Raw genomic sequence first — 20,780 nt, 5'->3', positions numbered from 1 at the left:
GATGCATCTCAATTCCCGCGTGCTTTTTACCTGTGGTTTTCGTTAATATGGGGGCTTAATAGCTATAGGAAAACCATTGTGATACGAAGCATGACCGCCTTTGCCCGCCATGAGCAAGTAACTGAACTCGGCACTCTGATCTGGGAAGTCAGATCGGTTAATCATCGTTATTTAGAACTCGCTTTGCGACTGGAAGAATCATTTCGACCTCTGGAAATGGACATCCGCAAAATTTTTGCCGAGCGTATGGCACGTGGCAAGATCGAAGCTAGCCTGCGATATCATCCTTCCCAACAGCAAAACGCATTACATATCGATGAGAACCTGGCGCAATCAGTGATAGATGCCTGTGAGCAATTAACCCAAATGGCCAAACAAGCTTTGCCGATTGATCCTTTGCGACTGTTGCAATGGCCTGGTGTGGCAGATAGTGAACAGGTCGATTTAACCGCACTGAAGCAACAGGCCATGGATGCTCTTGATATGACGCTTGCAGACTTTATCAGTGGCAGAGAAAGAGAAGGGCAGGCCTTGTCTGATATGATCCTGCAGCGTTGTGAAGAAATATTGCAAATTGCTGAAGCGGTGAAACTTCGTATGCCCGAGATTCTCGAACAACAACGGCAACGTCTGTTACAAAAAGCTGCTGAACTGGAAGTGACTCTGGAACCGGAACGACTGGAACAGGAAATTGTGTTGATCGCCCAGAAAAGCGATGTGGCTGAAGAGCTGGATCGCTTACAAAGTCATGTAGATGAGGTCAAACGTGTACTGCAGCGTGATGAACCTGTCGGTCGCAGGCTCGACTTTCTGATGCAGGAGCTTAATCGAGAAGCCAATACCCTCGGTTCGAAATCCATTGATACCGACACCACACGTTATTCAGTTGATCTGAAAGTACTAATAGAACAGATGCGAGAACAAATCCAGAATATTGAATGATTCACAATGTGAACGAACTCTCCTGGCAGTTAACTGGCCGCCAGGGTTTTTGTCATTGTTGGATTAATAGCATTATCCCCCCTAAAGAAACCATGCTTTCGGCCGTTACGGACGTGTATCTTCAGAACGCTCATGATGAGGTTTTGCCTGCAAAAGGGCTCAAAGGGATGAATGAAACGAGCACCTGTTCTATGAGCATCGAATGAAAAAAATAACTGTTTGCTTCCTGGGTCTTTTTGCTGGCACCAGCCATGCTACGAATGGTATCAATCTGATTGGATTTGGCGCCGAATCTACATTAATGGCTGGGGCAGATATTGCTGTGGCACGTGATACCACTGCGCTCAATACCAATCCGGCCGGACTGACTCAAATTAAAACCAAACGTTTTGATGCGTATGGTTCATTACTGCGGATTACTGATTTGTCGCATGAAGATCAGTTTGGTAATGATAGACATGCAAGTAACCTCTATACCGGATTAGGCGGCATGGGGTATGCACAAAAACTGGAAAATGTGGCATGTACGGTGGGGGGCGGACTGTTTGCACAAGGCGGTTCTGGTGGCGTATTTGAAAATATGCAAACCGCTTTTGCAACAGAGGATGAATATTCGGGTTTGTTTGCTGTGGGCAAACTTACCGGTGGTGTAGGCTGTGAAGTCAACAATAAATGGTCAGTCGGCGGCAGTTTTGGCTTGGTCTATGCGCAGGCTGAACAGAAGATCTTCCCGGATACCTCAGCACCGCCTGCATTTGCGGGAATTGAGATAGATGACGCGACCAGTTTACGCACCAGCTTTAAATTGGGTATTCAGTATCGGGCAACTCCCAAGCTTACGCTGGCAGCCAGTTATACCGGTAAAACAGAGCTGCCGTTAACCGATGGTGAACTTAAACTTAATATGACAGGTGCTGGTCTGGGGGTAGTCAAGTACGATGATGTTTCGTTGAAAGGTCTGGCCTTGCCTGAAGAAATCGGGGTGGGCGCCGCCTATCAGATGAATGAAAAACTGTTACTTTCGTTAAAAGTTAACTGGTTGAACTGGTCTGACGCGATGAAAAAAACCGAGTTACGAGCGACCGATCCCTCTGTTGCCGGTTTACCGGATATTAACAGTACCTCAACTATGAACTGGAATAACCAACTGGTGTTTGCCACGGGCATGGCCTATCGCTATAACGACAAACTGACTTTATATAGCGGCTATAACTATGGGAAAAACCCGATCCCAAAAGAACATACCAATCCTGTTGTGGCGGGGATCTTTGATCATCACCTCACTTTTGGCGGCAGTTATCAATACAATTCAGAATGGATTATTTATGGTGGTATTGAATACGATTTCCGTAAAAAAGTGGATTACACCAATAGCGAGCTGCCGTTTGGTAACGATTCACAATTGCGTAATGAAGCCGTATGGCTGCATATGATGGTCAGCCGACAATGGTAATTGTTCGCTGGTTATTCACCATTCTGCAGCGTTAATTCTGCTCAGAGTGATAGCAGCCAAAATGCTTATGATGTCTTTAAGCCCATTGGCGGTTATCGTTGGTGCGTTTTTGGTGATACATACGTTCGTCAGCCAAAATTCTCAATTCATTTATATTGATGGTTTCGACCATATTAGCTGAACCATGACTGACACCGGCTTTTTCAAATCCGTTCTGTCGCATGTATTGTATGGTTTGTGAGATGACTTCTCTGATATTTTCTGCGTAGGTAATACTGTCGCTGGTGATGGCAAATTCATCACCGCCCATCCGGTGAAGTACGCCGAGATCCCCAAGTTTCGCTGACAGGACTCTGGCAAACATCTGCAGCATTTCATCACCTTTTTGATGCCCATAGGTGTCGTTATAAAGCTTGAGGTTATCCATATCTAACAGCGTTAACATACCGTCAGCCGGTAACTCTTCCATGGAAATATCCAGGGCATAACGATTGGGCAGGCCTGTAAGTGCATCATGATGGGCAATTTGCAAACTCTGCTGGACCAGCACCAGATTATGTTCTTTTTCCCGGTAAACCTCGGCAAACTGATATCCCAGAACCAGACCGATAAGTAATACTTCAACCGTGACGGCTAACAAGCCGATATGCTCGATATAGATGGTGTATACACCATCCAGATCCTTGCTGGAAATTGCTATCGAGCCAATCACAAAAAAAGCAGCGATTGCCACCAGATAAAAATAGGCAATTTTATAGCCTTCAAATGCTCTTACCAGAGCCGCAATCAATGCATAGAGCATCATCAGACCAACACCATAACGGGCGCATTCTATGATCAGATTTTTATTGAAAATGGCCACAACGAATAATACTGCCAACATCATTAAAAACAGTTTTGCCAGCTTATCCAGCCTGGGATGCGTTTCGGGGTGGATCTGTAATAAATGCTTGGCAAACAGAATGTAGGCAAAGTTACTCAGCAGAATGGGACCGCCGACAAAGTAAAACCAGTGGATATTGAACAGATCCGGGGTAATTAACAGCGCCGTACCGTTGTAAAGCACATTCATCATGATAAAAAAGGTGTACATGATTTCGGTGGTACGCCGTCTGACCAAAGCCAGAATGGCGTAATACACGCCAAGACTTATCAGAATGCCCATACTGACCAAGGTAATAACAGTGCCCCATTTTATGGCTTCACGGTAATGCGGCAAGCTGTCCCAATAAGGCTGAGGCTGGGCAATAAAATAGTGTGAAACCAGTTGGGTGGTGAGCTGATACTGACCCGGAGGCAATCTGAATTCGCGTCCATGACGCATAAAAAAAGTGTTTTTGACCTCTGATTCAATTCCACCCCGGGCTTCTGCAATGAAATTACCGGAAATGTCAGTTATATAGTGATGAAAATGTCCTAATACGCTGCCATTTTTAAAATCAATAACGATTGTTTCATCAGCATCAGTGATATCAAATACGGATTGAAAGACGTAATGCCCGCCAGTTAAAGACGGAGCATTGACAGTGGTTTCAGGCGGATCTGGAAAGCTCCAGTTGGCACTGACTTCATACCACTGACCAACAAATGATTGTTGTGCAAAACTGGTAATGGGAAGAAGAAAAAGAACAAAACATAATGCATATCTGAGCAGATACAACGATCGATCCGCCCCAAATTGTTGAAGCCGCAGCATGTTCAGTTAATTTCCATACTGAAAAGCTCCATTATTTTCATATGATTACGTATCTTTATTATTATTGGCAATTAGCAGGGAATTTAGCATATTTACCTTGTGATTGTAACAATAAGATAGCGCAAGTATCAGGTGTGGGGTGGGGGGTAACAACACCTTCCAGGTAGAAGTTCTTTAAAAGTACGTAGGGAAATTAAGTTGTCTGTCCAGGGCTTGTTGATCTTTCATATCCCCCTCTGTTTTGAGCTGAAAAACCGTCAATCAAGGCAAGAGGAGCGCCTTTTGTGAGATACATCCATGTATCTCACCCCATTGGGGCTTATGCTCAAAAACGCTCCCGGCGTTTTTGTGGTTGTTCTAAATAAGCGACGAGCAAAGCTTCTGCATCCTGCTCACGCCCCTGACTTACATCCATGCAGGCCAAGCAGACCGGCGCGCGCCTCCCTGGCGCGCCGGCATACAGTCCATCCGTGGACATAAGTGATGCTTTTTCAGTCACAACCCGAAGGGCTGGGACTTTTTTGCGTCCGCCTGCGTTGTATGAAATACATCCCTGTATTTCACCGCTACGCGGCCAGCAAAGCTGTTCAAATGAGTTCCAGACTAATTTGTCAATCACTTATGTAGAAAGACTACACTGCGTGCTTTCCACCTTGTCGGACACAAAAATAGCCTCCAGCAGAGGAGGATATGAAAGATCAACAAGCCCTAACAATATTATTAGGTAATTATTAGGATCGAAATAGCTTCCTGCCCATTCATTTAAATGCTTTTATGCTCATTTTTTTCATTGTTTGTTCAACAAGCAGATTATTTTTTTTGAATATGCATTTCTTTATCAGCCAGCTGAGATAATGCGTTTGCTGTAGTTCCCGGGAAGTCTTGCTTTATGGATAGCAAATTGCAGGCAAAAAAAGCCGTGCTGAGCACGGCTTTTGATAAAAATCCTGATTGGAATTTTTATTTAGTCATACGACGTCTGAAACCAAGGAATCCGATCAGAGCCGGAGCAAATAACCACAATGCGGCTGGAAGTGGAACTTCTGAAGTATTGAGATAGGCAATATGTGATACATCCTGACCAGTGTGGGTGGTATAACTCAATTGAGTGATAGGAGAATCAAATAAGCCGACCATAGTGAAAGTCGCATATTTCATTAAAAAGCCCTGAAATGCTATTCCAAGTGGTGAAGAATCAAATACGTTGCCTACTGGAGGTGGTTGAATTTTTGTAAAATCAGTCACTGTAAATCCGGCACCTGCAGCATTTAATGCTGTTTGGAGCTGACCCGCATCAACTGCTTGAGGCTGAGCATCTTCAATTAAATAGCCTGTAGACGCACCAGGCATATAGTCATTGATGTTCACTACAGTTGAAATCGTCCCCTCATTGCCAGGAGGTCCTGCAGGTGTCAAATAGTTGACAGGATTTATAAGATTTATTGGTGCGGCGTTGACTGCAAATGACAAGGTTGCCAGACCAGCCACGAATAGTAATTTAATGTAATTTTTCATAAAATGCCCCCCCAGGTTTTTTTATTAATGTGACCTACGTCTCATAACCTAGGCGTGCCTGTAAATTTTTCATATTGTACTTTGGTACTAATACCTGTTTTTTGTGGGAAGAACTCCTTACCTATTTTTGCTTTTGACATTATCTAGGTTACTGACCGAGATGATTGCAGGTAGGTTTGATCTGCACCAGCTGGTAATAAAATCGAGAAATAGCTTAAGTTCACTGCAAAAAGTACTAAAAAAAGCCGTGATAAACACGGCCTTTTTGTTTGAACCAAAGTTTGTGTTTATTTATTCATGCGACGTCTAAAGCCCAGAAATCCGATCAAGGCGGGAGCAAATAACCATAATGCAGCAGGTAAAGGTACTTCAGAAACAGACGTATTGAAATAGGCGATATGTGAAACGTCTTTTCCATTATGGGGTAAGAAATCCAGGCTGGAGATCGGCGAGTTGAACAGACCTATTAGTGTGGTTGTACCATATTTCATCAGGAAACCACTGAATGAAAGGCCCAAAGGGGCTGTATTCAAAGTGTTGCTGGCAGGACTGTTGATTTTGAAAAAATCCGTAACCACAAAACTTGATCCGATAGCAGATAAGGCCGTTTGAACATGTGCCGCACTCATGGCTGTTGGATTAGGTTTTGGAACATAAAAACCTACTGACGCATCTGGTATGAAACTATTAATATTAAGAATCTCAGAAATAGACCCTTTAAAGCCATTGGCATTGTAGGAAGTTGTACCCGCCAAAGATAATGTTGCTGCCTGAATAGAAAAGCTAAATGATGCCGCTAATAGGACTAACAAGCTTTTAATAAAGGTAATTTTTTTCATACAGAAGTGCGCCTCCAGAGGTGCGAAAGACATAATTAAAACCTACGTTACGTAATATAAAGATAAAACTCGCCAGCGCCTATAGTACCTTGGTACTACTTCCTGTTATTTGTTGGGAATTATTCCTGAAAATCTGAAAATACCGCCAGATGGTCAGCTTCTAGCCTTATTCCAAGGTATTCACCCACCTCATGTTGATGATGACTCTGCACTAAACACAGTATGTGTTGCCCACTTTGTAGCCTCAAAGTATAGAGATAAACTGCTCCCCTGAACGCCCTGGCAACAATTTCGGCTTTCAGCGGGCTATTATCGTCATGAATAATGTCATCCGGTCTCAGTAATAAGTTTACTTGTTGACCAGTACTCGCATTTGTCGTCATTTTGCCGCTGACAATGCCCAGCTCAGTGCTGATTTTATTATTTGCAATAATTTCGCCAGGGATCAATACACCTTGCCCGATGAAATCCGCGACAAATCGACTGCTCGGTCGGTGATACAAATCATAACCGTTACCCCACTGCAGCAATTTTCCTTGGCCTAACACACCAATCTGATCGGCCATGGCAAAGGCTTCATGTTGATCATGGGTCACCATAATCGCTGTTACCCCATCGCGACGCAGTAAATGACGTACCTCCCGGGCAAGTTGTTCGCGCAAGTCGGAATCCATACTGGAAAATGGCTCGTCCAACAACAGGATATCGGGACGTGGCGCCATCGCTCGTGCCAGGGCAACACGCTGCTGCTGCCCACCGGAAAGTTGATGCGGATACTGATTTTGGGCTCCCGTTAATTCAACTAATTCAAGTAATTCAGCTACGCGTTGCTGCTGTTGTTTTCGTGGAAGTTTTTGTAAACCGAAACCAATATTTTTGGCGACTGTCAGGTGTGGGAACAAGGCAAAGTCCTGAAACACCATACCGATATGGCGTTTTTCCGGAGGCAGGGAAAACTCAGCAACGCTGACGGTTTTACCGTGCAACACGATGCTGCCCTGCATTAATGGTTCAAATCCGGCAATAGCACGCAAGACTGAGGTTTTCCCACATCCTGACGGGCCAAGTAAGCAGGCAATTTCACCCTCTTTTAAGTTAAAGGAAATACCTTCAACGACTGGCCTGCCAGCATAACCAATGCTGATATTGTCGACGAGTAATTGTGGAAGTTGCATAGTGCTATCAGTTTTCATCAATCGCCAATTTTAACTTGCGGGATCGGGTAATGGTCTTACTTAACAGAATAACCGGAATAATGCCGGCAATCACAATAGCCAATGCTGCCGGAGCGGCTTCGGCCAAACGTTCATCAGATGCCAGTTCGTAGGCTTTTACGGCTAAGGTATTAAAATTAAAAGGACGTAAAATAAGCGTCGCGGGGAGCTCTTTTAATACATCGACAAATACCAGTAATAATGCCGTCATCAATGATGCACTTAACATCGGTATATGGATCTGTCTCAGTATCTGTAATGGTCGAAATCCAAACGAACGACCTGCTTCATCCATCGAATGGGTGATGCGTGTTAAGCCACTGTCTACGGTTTGTAATGACACAGCAAGAAAACGGGTCAGATAGGCAAATGTGACTGCGACCAATGTGCCACTCAATAATAGTCCAGTGGAATAATTAAACTGACTCCGCGCCAAATCATCAATGGTGTTATCAATCCAGGCAAAAGGGATCATCACACCAACGGCAATAACAGCGCCAGGTACGGCATACCCCATTCCTGCCACTTGAACAGCTGCGCTCACCAGTTTGCCTGGATAAAGTCGCTGGGCATAAGCCATAACAAGCGCCAGTAACAGAGCGAGTACGGCAGCAAACGCGGCAAGAGACAGGCTGTTGACCAGTAATCTTAGAAACTCTGCATCAATCACGGTATCCGCTACATGGATGGTCCAGCTAAGCAGTTGCAATGCCGGTAATAAAAAACCCAGTCCAAGGATAAACAGGCAAAACAGGAATGCCAGAAATGCCCGGCCACCGGTCAGTGGGAAACGACGCAGATCCTGATGACGACGACTGGTGTGGTGATAGCGGGCTTTACGACGGGAATAACGTTCGATCAGAACCAAGGCAAAGACAAATACCATCAGTCCAGCGGCGAGTTGAGCTGCTGCCGCAGCACTGCCCATACCGAACCAGGTTCGGAAAATGCCGGTGGTAAAAGTGCTGACGCCAAAGAATTGAACGGTACCGTAATCGGCTAAGGTTTCCATCAATGCTAATGATAAACCGGCAATGATTGCTGGACGAGCCAGCGGAAGCGCTACCTTCCAGAACGTTTTCCATGGCCCATTACCTAAGGTCCGACTGACATCCAGCACACAGATTGATTGATTCAGAAACGCCGCGCGGCTAAGCAAATAGACATAGGGATAAAGCACCAGAGTCAGCATAGCAACTGCGCCGTTTAGCGAGCGGATCTGAGGGAACCAGTAATCTCCGTATTGCCAGCCAAACCATTCACGCAGGCTGGTTTGTAACGGACCGGCAAAATCCAGCATTCCGGTATAGGTATAGGCAATGATATAGGCAGGCATTGCCATCGGCAGCAACAAGGCCCACTCGAACACACTGCGACCTGGAAATTGACACATTGTGGTGAGCCAGGCCGTTGTGACACCGATTAACAGCGTACCCATAGCGACGCCAAGCATTAACAGCAGAGAATTACGAATATAGTCGGGAAGCACAGTACTGCTTAAGTGCTGCCAGATATCACCACTGGGAACAAAAACATGCGCCAAAACCACTGCCACAGGCATTGACAGGGCCACTGCCAGTACAAAAATGAATGCCGGGTAGGGGCGAAATTGGTTTATGAAGGACATGTAATTGTAAAGTTGGCAGTTGATAGGGCAAAACTGCCAACTTTACGCATGCAATTGCTTATTGCCAACCCGCACGGTCCATCAGCCGCAACGCATCGGCGTTAAATTCACCTAATTTATCCATGTCCAGTGAATCGGCACGGAAGTCTCCCCACTGTTCAAGTACTTTGCCTCTTTCAATATCGTCTCGAACTGGATATTCACCATTGGTTTCTGCATACCATTGCTGAGCAGTATCGCTGGTCAGAAACTCCAGCAGTTCAATAGCATTGTCACGATGTTTGGCATCTTTAATAATGCCCGCTCCGGATACATTAATATGCACACCACGGTCATCCTGATTTGGCCAGAAAACCGCTAACTTTTCTGCTGCTGCTTTTTCATCAGCATCGTTGCTGGTCAACATACCTGCCAGATAATACGTATTGGCAATAACAATATCGCACTGGCCCGCCGCTGCAGCACTGATCTGATCGCGATCTCCGCCTTGTGGCGAACGGGCGAAATTGGCGACCAGTCCTTTTGCCCATTCTTCCGTTGCAGCTTCACCATTGGCCACAATCATTGAAGCAACCATTGACTGGTTATAAATGTTACTTGATGAACGAACACAGATTCGGTTGTTCCATCGTGGTTCAACCAGCGCTTCATAGGTTGAAAGTTCTGCAGGATCGACACGATCTTTCACATACATAATAGGACGAGCACGCAGCGACAAACCAAACCAGTAACCTTCCGGATGACGATAGGAAGAGGGGATGCGTTGCTGCAGAATTTCAGAGTCAACGGGTTGTAACAAGTCTTCTTCCATAGCACGGTGTAAACGACCCGCGTCTGTGGTTAACAGCATATCGGCGGGAGTATTGCGACCTTCATTCTGCAGACGTTGCAATAGCTCATCTGCGTTACCAGTGACCAGATTGACTTTAATTCCGGTTTCTTCAGTGAATTCATCCAGTAAAGGTTTGATCAGCGATTCAATTCGGGCGGAATACAGATTGACTTCTTTTATCTCGTTTTCAGATTCATTGCTACATCCCGAGATAAACAACAGACTTAAACCCAAACAAACACTCAGAAAAATACCTGCTTTGCGCATAGAACACTCCATGGTTGATGACATTAACAATGATAATGAGATTTATTTTTGTTTGGAATAGGAAGAATTAAAGTTTTCTTGGGTTATTAACAGGAAGAATCATAATATGACGGTAGTTAGCTCGCACAGAGCCTGCTTTTAGCTTTGCAAAAAACTGGCACAAAAAAGCGTAAACCAGTATTGTTTTCACAAACGAAATTCAGGTTTCAAAACTGAAACTGCGCAATCTGCAAGGTATCAAAATGTCTGGAAGTTTATTTATTGTGGCGGCACCCTCCGGTGCAGGGAAAACCAGTCTGGTTCGAGCATTGGTCAAACAGGACCCGCATGTTCGCTTATCGGTATCCCATACAACCCGTGCTGCCAGAGCGGGAGAGGCTGACGGCGAAGATTACTTTTTTGTCAGTCAGGATATCTTCAGCAAGATGCGTGATGCAGGAGATTTTCTTGAATCCGCAACAGTATTTGATAACAGTTATGGTACTTCAGCTGCAGCGGTGCATCACCAGTTACATGCCGGAAATGATGTGATTCTGGAAATTGACTGGCAGGGGGCTCAGCAGGTCAGAAAAAACTTTCCCGACAGCAGCAGTATTTTTATTTTGCCGCCATCCAAACAGGCACTTGAACAGCGTTTGAGAGGCCGCGGACAGGATGATGAAGCAACGATTTCGCGCAGAATGCGAGACGCAGAGAGTGAAATGTCACATTACGTTGAATTTGATTATCTGATTGTGAATGATGACTTTGATCATGCGCTCGCCAGCCTGACTGCGATTGTGGTCGCGAGTCGGCACAAACTGGCTGTTCAACAGTCAAATTACAGTACCTTGTTAGCGGACTTACTGGCTTAAGCTGCGTATCTCTCGTAAAATTACATCTTTTAACCACAGGACAAATTAACATGGCACGTACTACCGTTGAAGATTGCCTCGAAAATGTAGATAACCGTTTTCAATTAGTGCTGGTTGCGGCAAAACGCGCTCGTCAGATTGCCATGGGTGATGATGCAATGGTGCCGGTCGATAACGACAAACCTACTGTTCTGGCACTGCGTGAAATTGCCGCAGGTCTGGTTGATCGCACTATTCTTACTAAAACCTCAGCTCGTCAACATGCCGAAGAAAGCATGGTCAGCGATGAAGAGCTGCAAAGCGAAATCTAATTTACCGTGAGTGCAAAACCATCTGTTGCGTCTGAACTTGACTTCATCCAGGAGTCCGAGCCCAAACTCACGATAGATGATCTGTGTTTTGCCACTTCAAATTATTTAGAAAACAATCAGGTCGAGTCGATTCGGCGAGCTTATCACTTTGCCGAGCAATGCCATGAAGGGCAGACCCGACGCAGTGGTGAGCGCTATATCACGCATCCGCTAGCGGTAGCGCATGTACTGGCGATGATGCATATGGATTATGAATGCATCATGGCCGGTTTGCTGCACGACGTTATCGAAGACACGGAAATGTCCAAACGTGACGTAATCGCCGAATTTGGTGAACCCGTTGCCGAGCTGGTAGAAGGTGTCACCAAGCTGGCGCAGGCGGCATTTGAAACCAGACAACACGCCCAGGCTGAAAATCTGCGAAAAATGTTGCTGGCGATGTCCCGTGATATACGGGTTATTATCGTCAAGCTTGCTGATCGTTTGCACAATATGCGTACTCTGGGTCACCTGCGACCGGAAAAACGCCGCCGCATTGCCCATGAAACCCTCGAAATCTATGCTCCTATTGCCCAGCGTCTGGGAATGAATCTGATGCGCTGTGAACTGGAAGATCTTGGCTTTCACGTTCTTTACCCTATTCGTTATCGTGTGTTGGGTGACGCCGTGCGTAAAGCGCGGGGCAATCGCAAGGAAATCGTCAGTCAAATCACCGCTTCCATCCTCAATAGAATGGAGCAGGAAGGCCTTAACGCCGATATTCAGGGCCGTGAGAAAAATCTCTATAGCATTTACAAAAAAATGGTTAGCAAACAGCTATCATTTTCTGAAGTCATGGATGTGTATGCCTTCAGGATTATTGTCGACGATGTGGATGCCTGTTATCGAATGCTGGGTGTAGTGCATAACTTATACAAACCAGTGCAGGGTAAATTCAAAGACTATATAGCGATTCCCAAAGCGAATGGTTATCAATCATTGCATACCGTTTTATTTGGTCCCTATGGTGTTCCGATAGAAGTCCAGATCCGTTCTCGCGATATGGATCAATTGGCTGAAGCGGGTGTGGCCGCTCATTGGCTCTATAAAACCGGTGAAGTTGCTGGCAATACGCTGGCGCACCGTAAAGCCAGGCAATGGTTGCATGGCATTCTGGAAATGCAGAAAAGCTCTGGTGACTCGATGGAGTTTCTGGAAAATCTACGTATCGATTTATTCCCGGATGAGATTTATGTTTCAACGCCTAAAGGAGAGATCCTCACCTTACCGAGAGGATCCTCAGCAGTGGATTTTGCCTATGCAGTTCATTCTGATGTCGGTAACAGTTGCGTAGCAGCCAGAGTTGGCCGCCATCTGGTGCCATTAAGTTCACCACTGGAAACCGGCCAGTCAGTTGAAATCATTACCTCGCCGACCTCGCATCCCAATCCGGCCTGGCTTAATTTTGTCGTGACGCCAAAAGCGCGGACCAATATTCGTAATTACCTCAAGCATCTGCAAGGCGAAGAGGCAATTCAGCTTGGATTGCGACTGCTGAACAAACATCTGACAGCCTTTTCAACAGCATTGGAAAATATTCCAACCAAGCGAATTACGGCACTTTTGAAAGAGTATGAGCTGGAAAACTTTGATGAATTATTGAGCGATCTGGGTCTGGGCAACATATCTGCCTTACTGGTCGCACAAAAATTGCTACAGGAAGAAACCCCTGATAAAGAGCCACAGGCACTGCTGATTGCCGGAACTGAGGGCATGGTGGTGAATTTTGCCCGCTGCTGTCATCCGATTCCGGGAGATCCAATACACGGATTTGTCAGTGCCGGACGCGGTATCATTATTCATCAGCGCAGCTGTAAAAATACCACCCATTTACGCGAGCAAAATGAAAAGTGGCTGGATGTAGCCTGGGCGAAAGAGATCAATCGTGATTTCCCTGTAGATTTGATGATGCATCTGCGTAATCAACGTGGTGCACTGGCGACAATTGCTTCGGTGATTTCTGAAGCTGAATCGAATATTGATAATGTTATCGTTGATGAGCGCGATGGTGGCTATACCAATCTGCGACTGACAATTGAAGTCACTGATCGTCAGCATCTTGCTCGCATTATCCGCCGTTTACGCCAACTGGAAATGGTCGAACGGATTAACCGTATTAATAACTGATTTGTTTAATCTGTCGTCTACTGGGCGACTTAGCCGGAGTTTTTATGTCCCGAGAAATTATCCATACCAGCAATGCTCCTGAAGCTATTGGTACCTATTCACAAGCCGTAAAAGTTGGTGATGTTGTTTATCTTTCTGGTCAAATCCCACTGGTACCGGAAACCATGACAGTGATTGAAGGCGATTTTGCTACTCAGGTTCGCCGGGTATTTGATAACTTGTCAGCGGTTGCTGCGGCATCAGGTGGCAGTTTGCAGGATGTGGTTAAACTGAATATTTATCTCACCGATTTAGCCCATTTCGGCACCGTCAATGAAATCATGGCCGATTACTTCCAGCAGCCCTATCCAGCTCGTGCAGCAATTGGCGTAGCCTCTTTACCCAAAGATGTGCCGGTAGAAATGGATGCTATTTTGCATCTAGGCGCTTAAACCCGACTATATTAGTGGCCGTAGCAGGTGACTGAACTGGCCATAACTGATCCGGTCACCTCACTCAAAGGTGTCGGTGAAAAACTGGCTGAAAAGCTGGAGAAACTGGGGATCCGCTATATTCAGGATCTCCTGTTTCATCTGCCTCTGCGTTACCAGGACCGCACGCGTTTAATGCCAATTGGCAGTTTGCGACCACAACAGGAAAAACTGATTGAAGGGGTTATTCAGCTCAGTCAGGTTAAGTTCGGTCGGCGTCGTTCATTGCTATGCCATGTCAGTGATGGCACCGGTTCACTGGTATTACGCTTCTTTCATTTTTCCAAAACCCAGCAACAGCAACTCGCTCGTGGGCAACGTATTCGTTGCTTTGGCGAAGTGCGCAGTGGTCCATCAGCGCTAGAAATGGTGCATCCTGAATATCAGATAATTCAGGGTGAGGCGCCATTTGCTGTGGATGAAGTCTTAACGCCGGTGTATCCGACAACAGAAGGGCTGCATCAATTATCTTGGCGGAAACTGTTGAATCAGGCAATCAAATTGCTGGAACAGCAAGCCATGCCATCCTATTTACCAGAAGCATTGTTAGATCCCAGAGTGGCTCATTTTGATCTGACGCAAGCCTTGAAATACGTTCACTTACCTCCGCCCGATAGTGATGTCGGTCAGTTAATCGCTCGTGAACATCCGGCACAGAAACGCCTGGCATTTGAAGAATTACTGGCTCAGCAGCTCAGTATGCGTCAAATCCGCTATCGCACTCAGCAACATACAGCGCCTATGTTTGAAGCCGATAGTTTCAGTGAAACGTTTTTACAACGGCTACCATTCCCGTTAACCGGTGCTCAGCAACGGGTTATCACAGAGATCCGTAACGACCTGCAACAGAATATTCCGATGCAGCGGCTGGTGCAGGGGGATGTCGGATCAGGTAAAACAGTGGTAGCTGCTTTATCAGCATTAATGGCAGTATCAAGTGGCTATCAGGCAGTGATGATGGCGCCCACCGAATTACTCGCAGAGCAACATTATCAGACCTTTCGTAATTGGCTTGAGCCGTTAGGCATCGAGGTTGGCTGGTGTGCTGGCAAGCAAACAACAGCACAGCGTCGACAGGTTATTGCTGCGCTGGCTGCAGGCGAAATCAATATTGCCGTTGGCACCCATGCGTTATTTCAGGATGAAGTGACGTTTAATCGGTTGGGTCTGGTGATAATTGATGAGCAGCACCGGTTTGGCGTGCATCAGCGTATGGCGCTACGCGATAAAGGTAAAGCGGTGGATATCCTGCCACATCAATTGGTGATGACCGCTACCCCTATTCCCCGAACATTAGCAATGACAGCATATGCTGATTTGAATGTATCAATAATTGATGAACTGCCGCCTGGCAGGCAACCGGTAACCACCGTGGTGGTGGCCGATAACCGTCGCCAGGAAGTAATTGAGCGCATTCATGTGGCCTGTCAGCAAAAACGTCAGGTTTACTGGGTATGCACCTTGATTGAAGAGTCTGAGCATTTACAATGTCAGGCAGCGGAAGATACTGCTGAACAATTGCAACAGGCGTTGCCTGACTTACGGATTGCACTGGTGCATGGCCGAATGAAGTCAGCTGAAAAAGAACAGGTGATGCAGGCGTTCAAACAGGGTGAAATTGATTTGCTGGTGGCGACTACGGTGATTGAAGTTGGGGTTGATGTGCCCAATGCCAGTTTAATGGTGATTGAAAATGCTGAACGTCTGGGGCTGGCACAATTACATCAATTACGTGGCCGGGTAGGGCGTGGCACGGTGCAGAGTCATTGTGTGTTGATGTACCATCCTCCGCTGTCGGAAAATGGTTTGGCACGGCTGGCCTGTTTACGCGAAAGCAATGACGGATTTGTTATTGCCCAGCGCGATTTGGAAATTCGTGGTCCTGGCGAAGTGTTGGGAACAAGGCAGACCGGTTTGCCCCAGTTTCGGGTGGCCGATTTACTGGCTGATCAGGATTTGTTGCCAGCGGTCAGCAAAGCGGCTGAGACTTTAATAAAGCACTATCCGGAAAACGTCACACCTTTAATTCGACGCTGGTTTGGTACCAAACTGAACTTCGGACAAGTATGAGTCACCAGAATCAATGTTAAAAAGCCAAACACACTGGCATCCCGCGCCAACTGCAAAACTACCAGGCGAACTGGCTGGATGGTTAACGGACAAAGGATCGTTAACGCTGCGTCTGCAACAGACCAGTCAGCAGCAATTCAAAGTGGATCTGCAGCAAACCGGTTGGCAAAAACCTCTGACAGAAGAAGCTTTGAAGCTTGAACAGCCGTTATATGAACATGCCTATTGCCGAGAGGTGATATTACGCGATGGTGATCAGCCACGCGTATTTGCCCGCACCATTGTGCCGCGCGCCAGTTATCAGGCATTGCAGGCACACCTGCATATTCATCACCTGGGTAATCGCTCTCTGGGTGAAATCTTGTTTACTGACCCGGCGATTAAACGCGGCCCACTGGAAGTGGCCAGTCTGCGTTCAGGACAAAGCCTGTTCGAATTGGCAAAACACAGTAGTAATGAGCTCAACGATAGTTCAATAATGTGGGCAAGACGGTCATGTTTTTATTTTGCTGAGAATAGTTTACTGGTCTGTGAAATATTTTTACCGAATCAGGACTGGTCTTGATGACAAATTTAGCCACACAACTACGCCCTTACTGGCAATTGACCAGAATGAATCGGCCTATTGGCATTTTATTGTTGCTCTGGCCCACCTTGACAGCATTATGGATTGCAGCTGGCGGCTTGCCGGATATTAAGATCCTGCTGATTTTCATCGCTGGTGTTGTGCTGATGCGTGCGGCTGGCTGTGCAATTAATGATTTTGCCGACAGGCATATTGATGGTCAGGTGTGGCGTACTGAGAATCGTCCGCTGGCAACCGGTGCATTATCGGCAAAACAGGCAGTACTGACGTTTGTGGTATTAGCCTTATTCGCGTTTATGCTGGTGTTGTTGCTTAATCCTTTCACGATAGCGCTATCGCTGGTGGCGGTATTACTGGCCGCGGTCTATCCGTTTATGAAACGTTTTACCTACCTGCCGCAGCTGGTATTAGGCATGGCATTTGGCTGGGCCATTCCGATGGCATTTGCGGCCCAGACCAACGCATTGCCGGCTATTGTCTGGTGGTTGTTTGTGGCCAATATTATCTGGACAACAATGTATGACACCTTCTATGCCATGGCTGACCGTGAGGATGATCTGCAAGCAGGTGTGAAATCCACTGCCATTCTGTTTGGACAGAAAGATTTATTAATACAAGGTATGTTACAAATCGGGTATCTGTTGATCCTGTTGTTCATTGGATTGCAGTTGCAGTTTGGAATGCTGTTTTATATTGGGTTAGCAATCGCTGCGGTGTTATTTGTTTACCAGTTATGGCTTAGTAAAGATCGTGAACGCCATGCCTGTTTAAAAGCCTTTCTGAACAATAATTGGGTGGGAGCAGTTATTTTTATCAGCATCGTTTTGCATTACAGCTTGAGCTGACATGGCAAGATATTTATCTTCTGTTTTTTTACTGTTTTGGCTAATTGGTACCGTAAGCGCCACAGAAATTTATCAGTGGACAGATGACCATGGACGACAGATATTTTCTGATCAACCTGCTGATCCAGCAGCGGAAACCGTTGAGTTAACCCCCAACTCAAATCGCTATTTATTTAATGTTAAACGGGTCTATGACGGCGATACTTTGGTTTTGGAAAATAATCAGCGGGTCAGATTACTCAGTATAAATACCCCGGAAATAAGTTCTCGTTATCGCGAAGCCGAACCAGGCGGCATTGAAGCGAGGGATTGGTTAAAAAAACAGTTATCAGAAAACCAGGTCTATCTGCAGTACGATACCGAAAAACGCGATCGTTATGATCGGTTGCTCGCGTATGCATGGACACCGGACGGTGACTTTATCAATGAAAAATTGTTACAAAAGGGATTGGCCGCACTGACTCTAAAGCCACCCAATCTGCAGTATGCAGATCAATTGATTGCCGCCCAACAACAGGCAATAAACCAACAGCAGGGTATTTGGAGGGATAAACATTATCAGCCTCGTAAGGTCACTACCATCACTGAAACAGCCTATCGTGGCTGGCAACGATGGCTTCTAACTGCTAAATCACGCTCACAGACCAGGGATTATTGGATATTAAAAGTTAATGACAAAGCGAGTCTGAGGATAGCGAAGAAACAGCAGGATTTGTTCCCGCCATTGGGGTCGTATTTGAATAAGTCACTGGAAGTCCGTGGCTGGATGTCCAAACGAGGAGATCAATATAGTCTGTTTGTGCAGCATCCCAGCGCCATCACGTTATTGGATTAAGTTTTTATTCTATTTCGCTTAACAATTTTTCCATGATGTCGTTCATCGCCACCATACCAACCAAATCATTGTTATGAACTACCAGGAGTCGTTTCACCCGATGCGTTGTCATCAACGTGGCAACGTGTTGAATCGCTAATTCTTCCCCAACGGCTATAACCGGTTTGGCGCAGATGTCATACACATTCAGCAAATCAATATCGCCTTCCTCAGCAATAACCGTTTTCAGAATATCCGAGTAGGTAATTAACCCAAAGGCATCGTGTTGATTCTGCTTATCCACGACCAGCGATTTTATTTTATGGCGCTTCATCAGGCTTAATGCTTCACGCATTTTGGCAAAGGGTGAAATGGTGACTACATCAGTAATCATGACATCTTTAACTAATCGCATTGGTGGCATCCTTGAGGGTTAGAAAGAATCTCGTAAATGTTGCTGGAATTGTTCAACCTGAGAGGTATCGATACCTGCCAGATGCTCCAGTGGCAGAGTAAATACCAGACCTTTGGAGTCCTGATTATCCGGCATCAGAATTTTTTGAATGGCTTTGAGCACCTGTAATGACAGGCCTTTTTCCAATACCATCAGCAACACACTTTGACTGCCATCGTAACTCAGACCAAAAAAGGTTTTTTTGACGTTATTACTGATTCCCCGGGCTGACATGACGGTTATGCCACCGGCACCGAGATCTTTGGCGGTATCAATCGCAGCCTGTTCATTTTCTTCGGGAACAATTGCAACAAGAACAGAAAACTTCATGGGTTTACCCTTTGCAATGACGTCATGAAATGCATCGTAATAGCATAGAGCATGACGGTAATGATTGGAAAGATTGAGGCAAAGGCTATTAAGCCAAAGCCATCCATCAGAATGTTTCGACCTTCAATATGGGTTGCAAGGCCGATACCCAGTGCCGTCACCAAAGGCACTGTGACTTCTGAGGTTGTCACACCACCTAAGTCATATGCCAGCGGCACAATATATTTGGGGGCGATTAAGGTGAGTACGATAACGATTAAATATCCGCCGATAATATAATGGTGAATTGAGTCGCCGGATATAATACGGTGGACGCCGATAGTGATGCCTACTGCCACACCCACTGCCACCAGAAGCCTGATGACGTTACCATTTATCCTTCCCGAAGCGGCTTCTTCTGCCTGTTGGCCGATAGCAATCAAGGCTGGTTCCGCCATGGTAGTCGCAAAACCAATCGCAAAAGCGAACAGATAGACATAGACAATATGCTGATTTTTTATCAGTTGTTCAGCCATGCTGCTACCGATGGGGAATAACCCCATTTTTAAGCCTACAACAAATGCATACAACCCGAATAACACCATGGCAAAACCTAAAATCACTTTGCGTGGGTTCGTTAACGGTCGTTTTAACACCAGATACTGGAAAAACAGGATAGTGATAATGATAGGAAGCACATCTCCCATCATCCCCAACAAATCCATCAGCATGGCCATCGGGCCAGAGATTGCTTCTTTCTGCGCAGTGTCGATACTGAGATCTGCTGCGGGAGCAGTTTCAGACCCACTGAAGACGACAATCCCATACAGCTGAACTGTTATCATCGGTACCATCACTGCCATGGCTACAATACCAAAGCCATCAATAAGTGGGTTACGGCCACGAATGGATGAGGCTAAACCAATACCTAAGGCTGCTATCAATGGAACAGTCACAATATTGGTGGTAACACCGCCTGAATCATAAGCCAGTCCGACGATTTCAGCCGGTGTGAAAAATGTGATCACCACGACAATCAGGTAACCAATAATCATGAACCAGTGTAGCGGGTAACCAAACAGGATTCGAAATACACCGAGGGCAACCACAAAGCCAACAGAAACGGCCACCAGAAAGCGTAGGATCAATGCATCGATTCGGCCTTCACTGATCTCCTGAGCTTGTTCGGCCACGGCAATTAACGCCGGTTCGGCAATCACCGCCGAAAAGCCTAATGCAAAACCAAATGCGAGCAAAATCGATAACGAACCCCGTCGAGTAAACTGATTAGAGAGACTTTTACCGACCGGAAAGATACTTAATTCAAGGCCCCGCAGAAATAGGGCGACTCCGATGGCAACGACAAACAGACCGAGACTGATGCTCAGACTGTTTTCCGGGACGCGTTGCAATACAAAAGCTTGAAAAATAACCACAACGACAACGATTGGCAGCAGGTTTTTCAACGCGTGTAAAAATGCAGCTGAAAAAGCTTTCAGTTGATTCACTGTGGCCT

General features: G+C 46.0%; 20 protein-coding genes. 10 read left to right on the top strand and 10 right to left on the bottom strand.

Translation table 11 applies throughout. The annotated features are described in order from the left end of the window. The first annotated feature begins 78 nt into the window (after positions 1 to 78). Positions 79 to 942 (top strand): YicC/YloC family endoribonuclease, encoded by an 864-nt coding sequence (locus AC08OG_RS12555; protein ID WP_482929662.1) that lies wholly within the window; start codon positions 79 to 81, stop codon positions 940 to 942. A gap of 202 nt (positions 943 to 1,144) precedes the next feature. Next, a complete protein-coding gene (locus AC08OG_RS12550; protein ID WP_482929661.1) occupies positions 1,145 to 2,395 on the top strand; it encodes an OmpP1/FadL family transporter in 1,251 nt (416 codons plus the stop codon). Between the two features lie 76 nt (positions 2,396 to 2,471). Here the strand turns inward: AC08OG_RS12550 and AC08OG_RS12545 are convergent, their stop codons facing one another. From AC08OG_RS12545 to AC08OG_RS12515, 7 genes are all read right to left on the bottom strand, one after another. Beyond that, positions 2,472 to 4,091: a GGDEF domain-containing protein gene (locus tag AC08OG_RS12545; RefSeq protein WP_482929660.1), complete on the bottom strand. Its 1,620-nt coding sequence runs from the start codon at positions 4,089 to 4,091 to the stop codon at positions 2,472 to 2,474. Between the two features lie 325 nt (positions 4,092 to 4,416). Next, positions 4,417 to 4,710, bottom strand: a complete 294-nt coding sequence (locus tag AC08OG_RS12540) for a hypothetical protein (protein ID WP_482929659.1) — start codon at positions 4,708 to 4,710, stop codon at positions 4,417 to 4,419. A gap of 341 nt (positions 4,711 to 5,051) precedes the next feature. Next, on the bottom strand, positions 5,052 to 5,606 hold the full coding sequence (locus AC08OG_RS12535; RefSeq protein WP_482929658.1) for a VPLPA-CTERM sorting domain-containing protein: 555 nt from the start codon (positions 5,604 to 5,606) through the stop codon (positions 5,052 to 5,054). A 287-nt stretch (positions 5,607 to 5,893) separates the two neighbouring features. Further along, on the bottom strand, positions 5,894 to 6,445 hold the full coding sequence (locus AC08OG_RS12530; RefSeq protein WP_482929657.1) for a VPLPA-CTERM sorting domain-containing protein: 552 nt from the start codon (positions 6,443 to 6,445) through the stop codon (positions 5,894 to 5,896). A gap of 119 nt (positions 6,446 to 6,564) precedes the next feature. Next, positions 6,565 to 7,638, bottom strand: coding sequence for an ABC transporter ATP-binding protein (locus tag AC08OG_RS12525; protein WP_482929656.1), 1,074 nt, complete (start codon positions 7,636 to 7,638; stop codon positions 6,565 to 6,567). Continuing rightward, positions 7,628 to 9,286 (bottom strand): ABC transporter permease, encoded by a 1,659-nt coding sequence (locus AC08OG_RS12520; RefSeq protein ID WP_482929655.1) that lies wholly within the window; start codon positions 9,284 to 9,286, stop codon positions 7,628 to 7,630. Before AC08OG_RS12520 ends, AC08OG_RS12525 begins: the two co-directional genes overlap by 11 nt. Before the next feature lie 58 nt (positions 9,287 to 9,344). Next, the gene (locus tag AC08OG_RS12515) at positions 9,345 to 10,385 is read right to left on the bottom strand and encodes a Fe(3+) ABC transporter substrate-binding protein (RefSeq protein WP_292400233.1); all 1,041 of its coding nucleotides are present in this window, start codon (positions 10,383 to 10,385) and stop codon (positions 9,345 to 9,347) included. A 242-nt stretch (positions 10,386 to 10,627) separates the two neighbouring features. Here AC08OG_RS12515 and gmk point away from each other — a divergent pair, with 242 nt between their 5' ends. From gmk to AC08OG_RS12475, 8 genes are read left to right on the top strand one after another with little or no spacing between them, the layout of a single operon-like run. Further along, positions 10,628 to 11,239, top strand: a complete 612-nt coding sequence (gene gmk, locus AC08OG_RS12510) for a guanylate kinase (protein WP_292353576.1) — start codon at positions 10,628 to 10,630, stop codon at positions 11,237 to 11,239. Between the two features lie 50 nt (positions 11,240 to 11,289). Beyond that, positions 11,290 to 11,550 (top strand): DNA-directed RNA polymerase subunit omega, encoded by a 261-nt coding sequence (gene rpoZ, locus AC08OG_RS12505; RefSeq protein WP_292353577.1) that lies wholly within the window; start codon positions 11,290 to 11,292, stop codon positions 11,548 to 11,550. A 6-nt stretch (positions 11,551 to 11,556) separates the two neighbouring features. Continuing rightward, the gene (locus tag AC08OG_RS12500; RefSeq protein WP_482929654.1) at positions 11,557 to 13,716 is read left to right on the top strand and encodes a RelA/SpoT family protein; all 2,160 of its coding nucleotides are present in this window, start codon (positions 11,557 to 11,559) and stop codon (positions 13,714 to 13,716) included. Between the two features lie 44 nt (positions 13,717 to 13,760). Continuing rightward, positions 13,761 to 14,147, top strand: a complete 387-nt coding sequence (locus AC08OG_RS12495) for a RidA family protein (RefSeq protein ID WP_292353579.1) — start codon at positions 13,761 to 13,763, stop codon at positions 14,145 to 14,147. Positions 14,148 to 14,174: 27 nt separating this feature from the next. Then, the gene (gene recG / locus AC08OG_RS12490) at positions 14,175 to 16,256 is read left to right on the top strand and encodes an ATP-dependent DNA helicase RecG (protein WP_482929653.1); all 2,082 of its coding nucleotides are present in this window, start codon (positions 14,175 to 14,177) and stop codon (positions 16,254 to 16,256) included. A gap of 13 nt (positions 16,257 to 16,269) precedes the next feature. Continuing rightward, positions 16,270 to 16,821 (top strand): chorismate--pyruvate lyase family protein, encoded by a 552-nt coding sequence (locus AC08OG_RS12485; RefSeq protein ID WP_292353581.1) that lies wholly within the window; start codon positions 16,270 to 16,272, stop codon positions 16,819 to 16,821. Beyond that, positions 16,821 to 17,687, top strand: coding sequence for a 4-hydroxybenzoate octaprenyltransferase (gene ubiA, locus AC08OG_RS12480; RefSeq protein ID WP_292400225.1), 867 nt, complete (start codon positions 16,821 to 16,823; stop codon positions 17,685 to 17,687). The genes AC08OG_RS12485 and ubiA overlap by 1 nt, the downstream gene beginning before the upstream one ends. Before the next feature lies 1 nt (position 17,688). Further along, positions 17,689 to 18,522 (top strand): thermonuclease family protein, encoded by an 834-nt coding sequence (locus AC08OG_RS12475; protein WP_482929652.1) that lies wholly within the window; start codon positions 17,689 to 17,691, stop codon positions 18,520 to 18,522. A gap of 4 nt (positions 18,523 to 18,526) precedes the next feature. On the opposite strand, the gene AC08OG_RS12470 is transcribed toward AC08OG_RS12475, so the two are convergent. The 3 genes from AC08OG_RS12470 to AC08OG_RS12460 are packed head-to-tail and all read right to left on the bottom strand — an operon-like array spanning position 18,527 to position 20,772. After that, positions 18,527 to 18,916, bottom strand: coding sequence for a CBS domain-containing protein (locus AC08OG_RS12470; protein WP_292353584.1), 390 nt, complete (start codon positions 18,914 to 18,916; stop codon positions 18,527 to 18,529). 18 nt (positions 18,917 to 18,934) lie between these two features. Then, a complete protein-coding gene (locus AC08OG_RS12465) occupies positions 18,935 to 19,285 on the bottom strand; it encodes a P-II family nitrogen regulator (protein ID WP_292353585.1) in 351 nt (116 codons plus the stop codon). Further along, entirely contained in the window at positions 19,282 to 20,772 is a 1,491-nt protein-coding gene (locus AC08OG_RS12460) for a DUF1538 domain-containing protein (protein WP_439504117.1), read from the bottom strand. The genes AC08OG_RS12465 and AC08OG_RS12460 overlap by 4 nt, the downstream gene beginning before the upstream one ends. Positions 20,773 to 20,780: the final 8 nt, after the last annotated feature.

This window comes from Methylophaga sp. F7, from assembly GCF_056863975.1.
Note: the sequence above shows the minus strand (reverse complement) of the source record. Positions and strands in the feature narration are given on the sequence as shown.

Coding starts and splice junctions, on each gene's coding strand:
- AC08OG_RS12485 (WP_292353581.1), top strand. CDS start 16,270: ATGTTAAAAAGCCAAACACACTGGCATCCCGCGCCAACTGCAAAACTA.
- rpoZ (WP_292353577.1), top strand. CDS start 11,290: ATGGCACGTACTACCGTTGAAGATTGCCTCGAAAATGTAGATAACCGT.
- AC08OG_RS12535 (WP_482929658.1), bottom strand. CDS start 5,606: ATGAAAAATTACATTAAATTACTATTCGTGGCTGGTCTGGCAACCTTG.
- AC08OG_RS12470 (WP_292353584.1), bottom strand. CDS start 18,916: ATGCGATTAGTTAAAGATGTCATGATTACTGATGTAGTCACCATTTCA.
- ubiA (WP_292400225.1), top strand. CDS start 16,821: ATGACAAATTTAGCCACACAACTACGCCCTTACTGGCAATTGACCAGA.
- AC08OG_RS12475 (WP_482929652.1), top strand. CDS start 17,689: ATGGCAAGATATTTATCTTCTGTTTTTTTACTGTTTTGGCTAATTGGT.
- AC08OG_RS12550 (WP_482929661.1), top strand. CDS start 1,145: ATGAAAAAAATAACTGTTTGCTTCCTGGGTCTTTTTGCTGGCACCAGC.
- AC08OG_RS12525 (WP_482929656.1), bottom strand. CDS start 7,638: ATGAAAACTGATAGCACTATGCAACTTCCACAATTACTCGTCGACAAT.
- AC08OG_RS12530 (WP_482929657.1), bottom strand. CDS start 6,445: ATGAAAAAAATTACCTTTATTAAAAGCTTGTTAGTCCTATTAGCGGCA.
- AC08OG_RS12520 (WP_482929655.1), bottom strand. CDS start 9,286: ATGTCCTTCATAAACCAATTTCGCCCCTACCCGGCATTCATTTTTGTA.
- gmk (WP_292353576.1), top strand. CDS start 10,628: ATGTCTGGAAGTTTATTTATTGTGGCGGCACCCTCCGGTGCAGGGAAA.
- AC08OG_RS12495 (WP_292353579.1), top strand. CDS start 13,761: ATGTCCCGAGAAATTATCCATACCAGCAATGCTCCTGAAGCTATTGGT.
- AC08OG_RS12465 (WP_292353585.1), bottom strand. CDS start 19,285: ATGAAGTTTTCTGTTCTTGTTGCAATTGTTCCCGAAGAAAATGAACAG.
- AC08OG_RS12545 (WP_482929660.1), bottom strand. CDS start 4,091: ATGCTGCGGCTTCAACAATTTGGGGCGGATCGATCGTTGTATCTGCTC.
- AC08OG_RS12515 (WP_292400233.1), bottom strand. CDS start 10,385: ATGCGCAAAGCAGGTATTTTTCTGAGTGTTTGTTTGGGTTTAAGTCTG.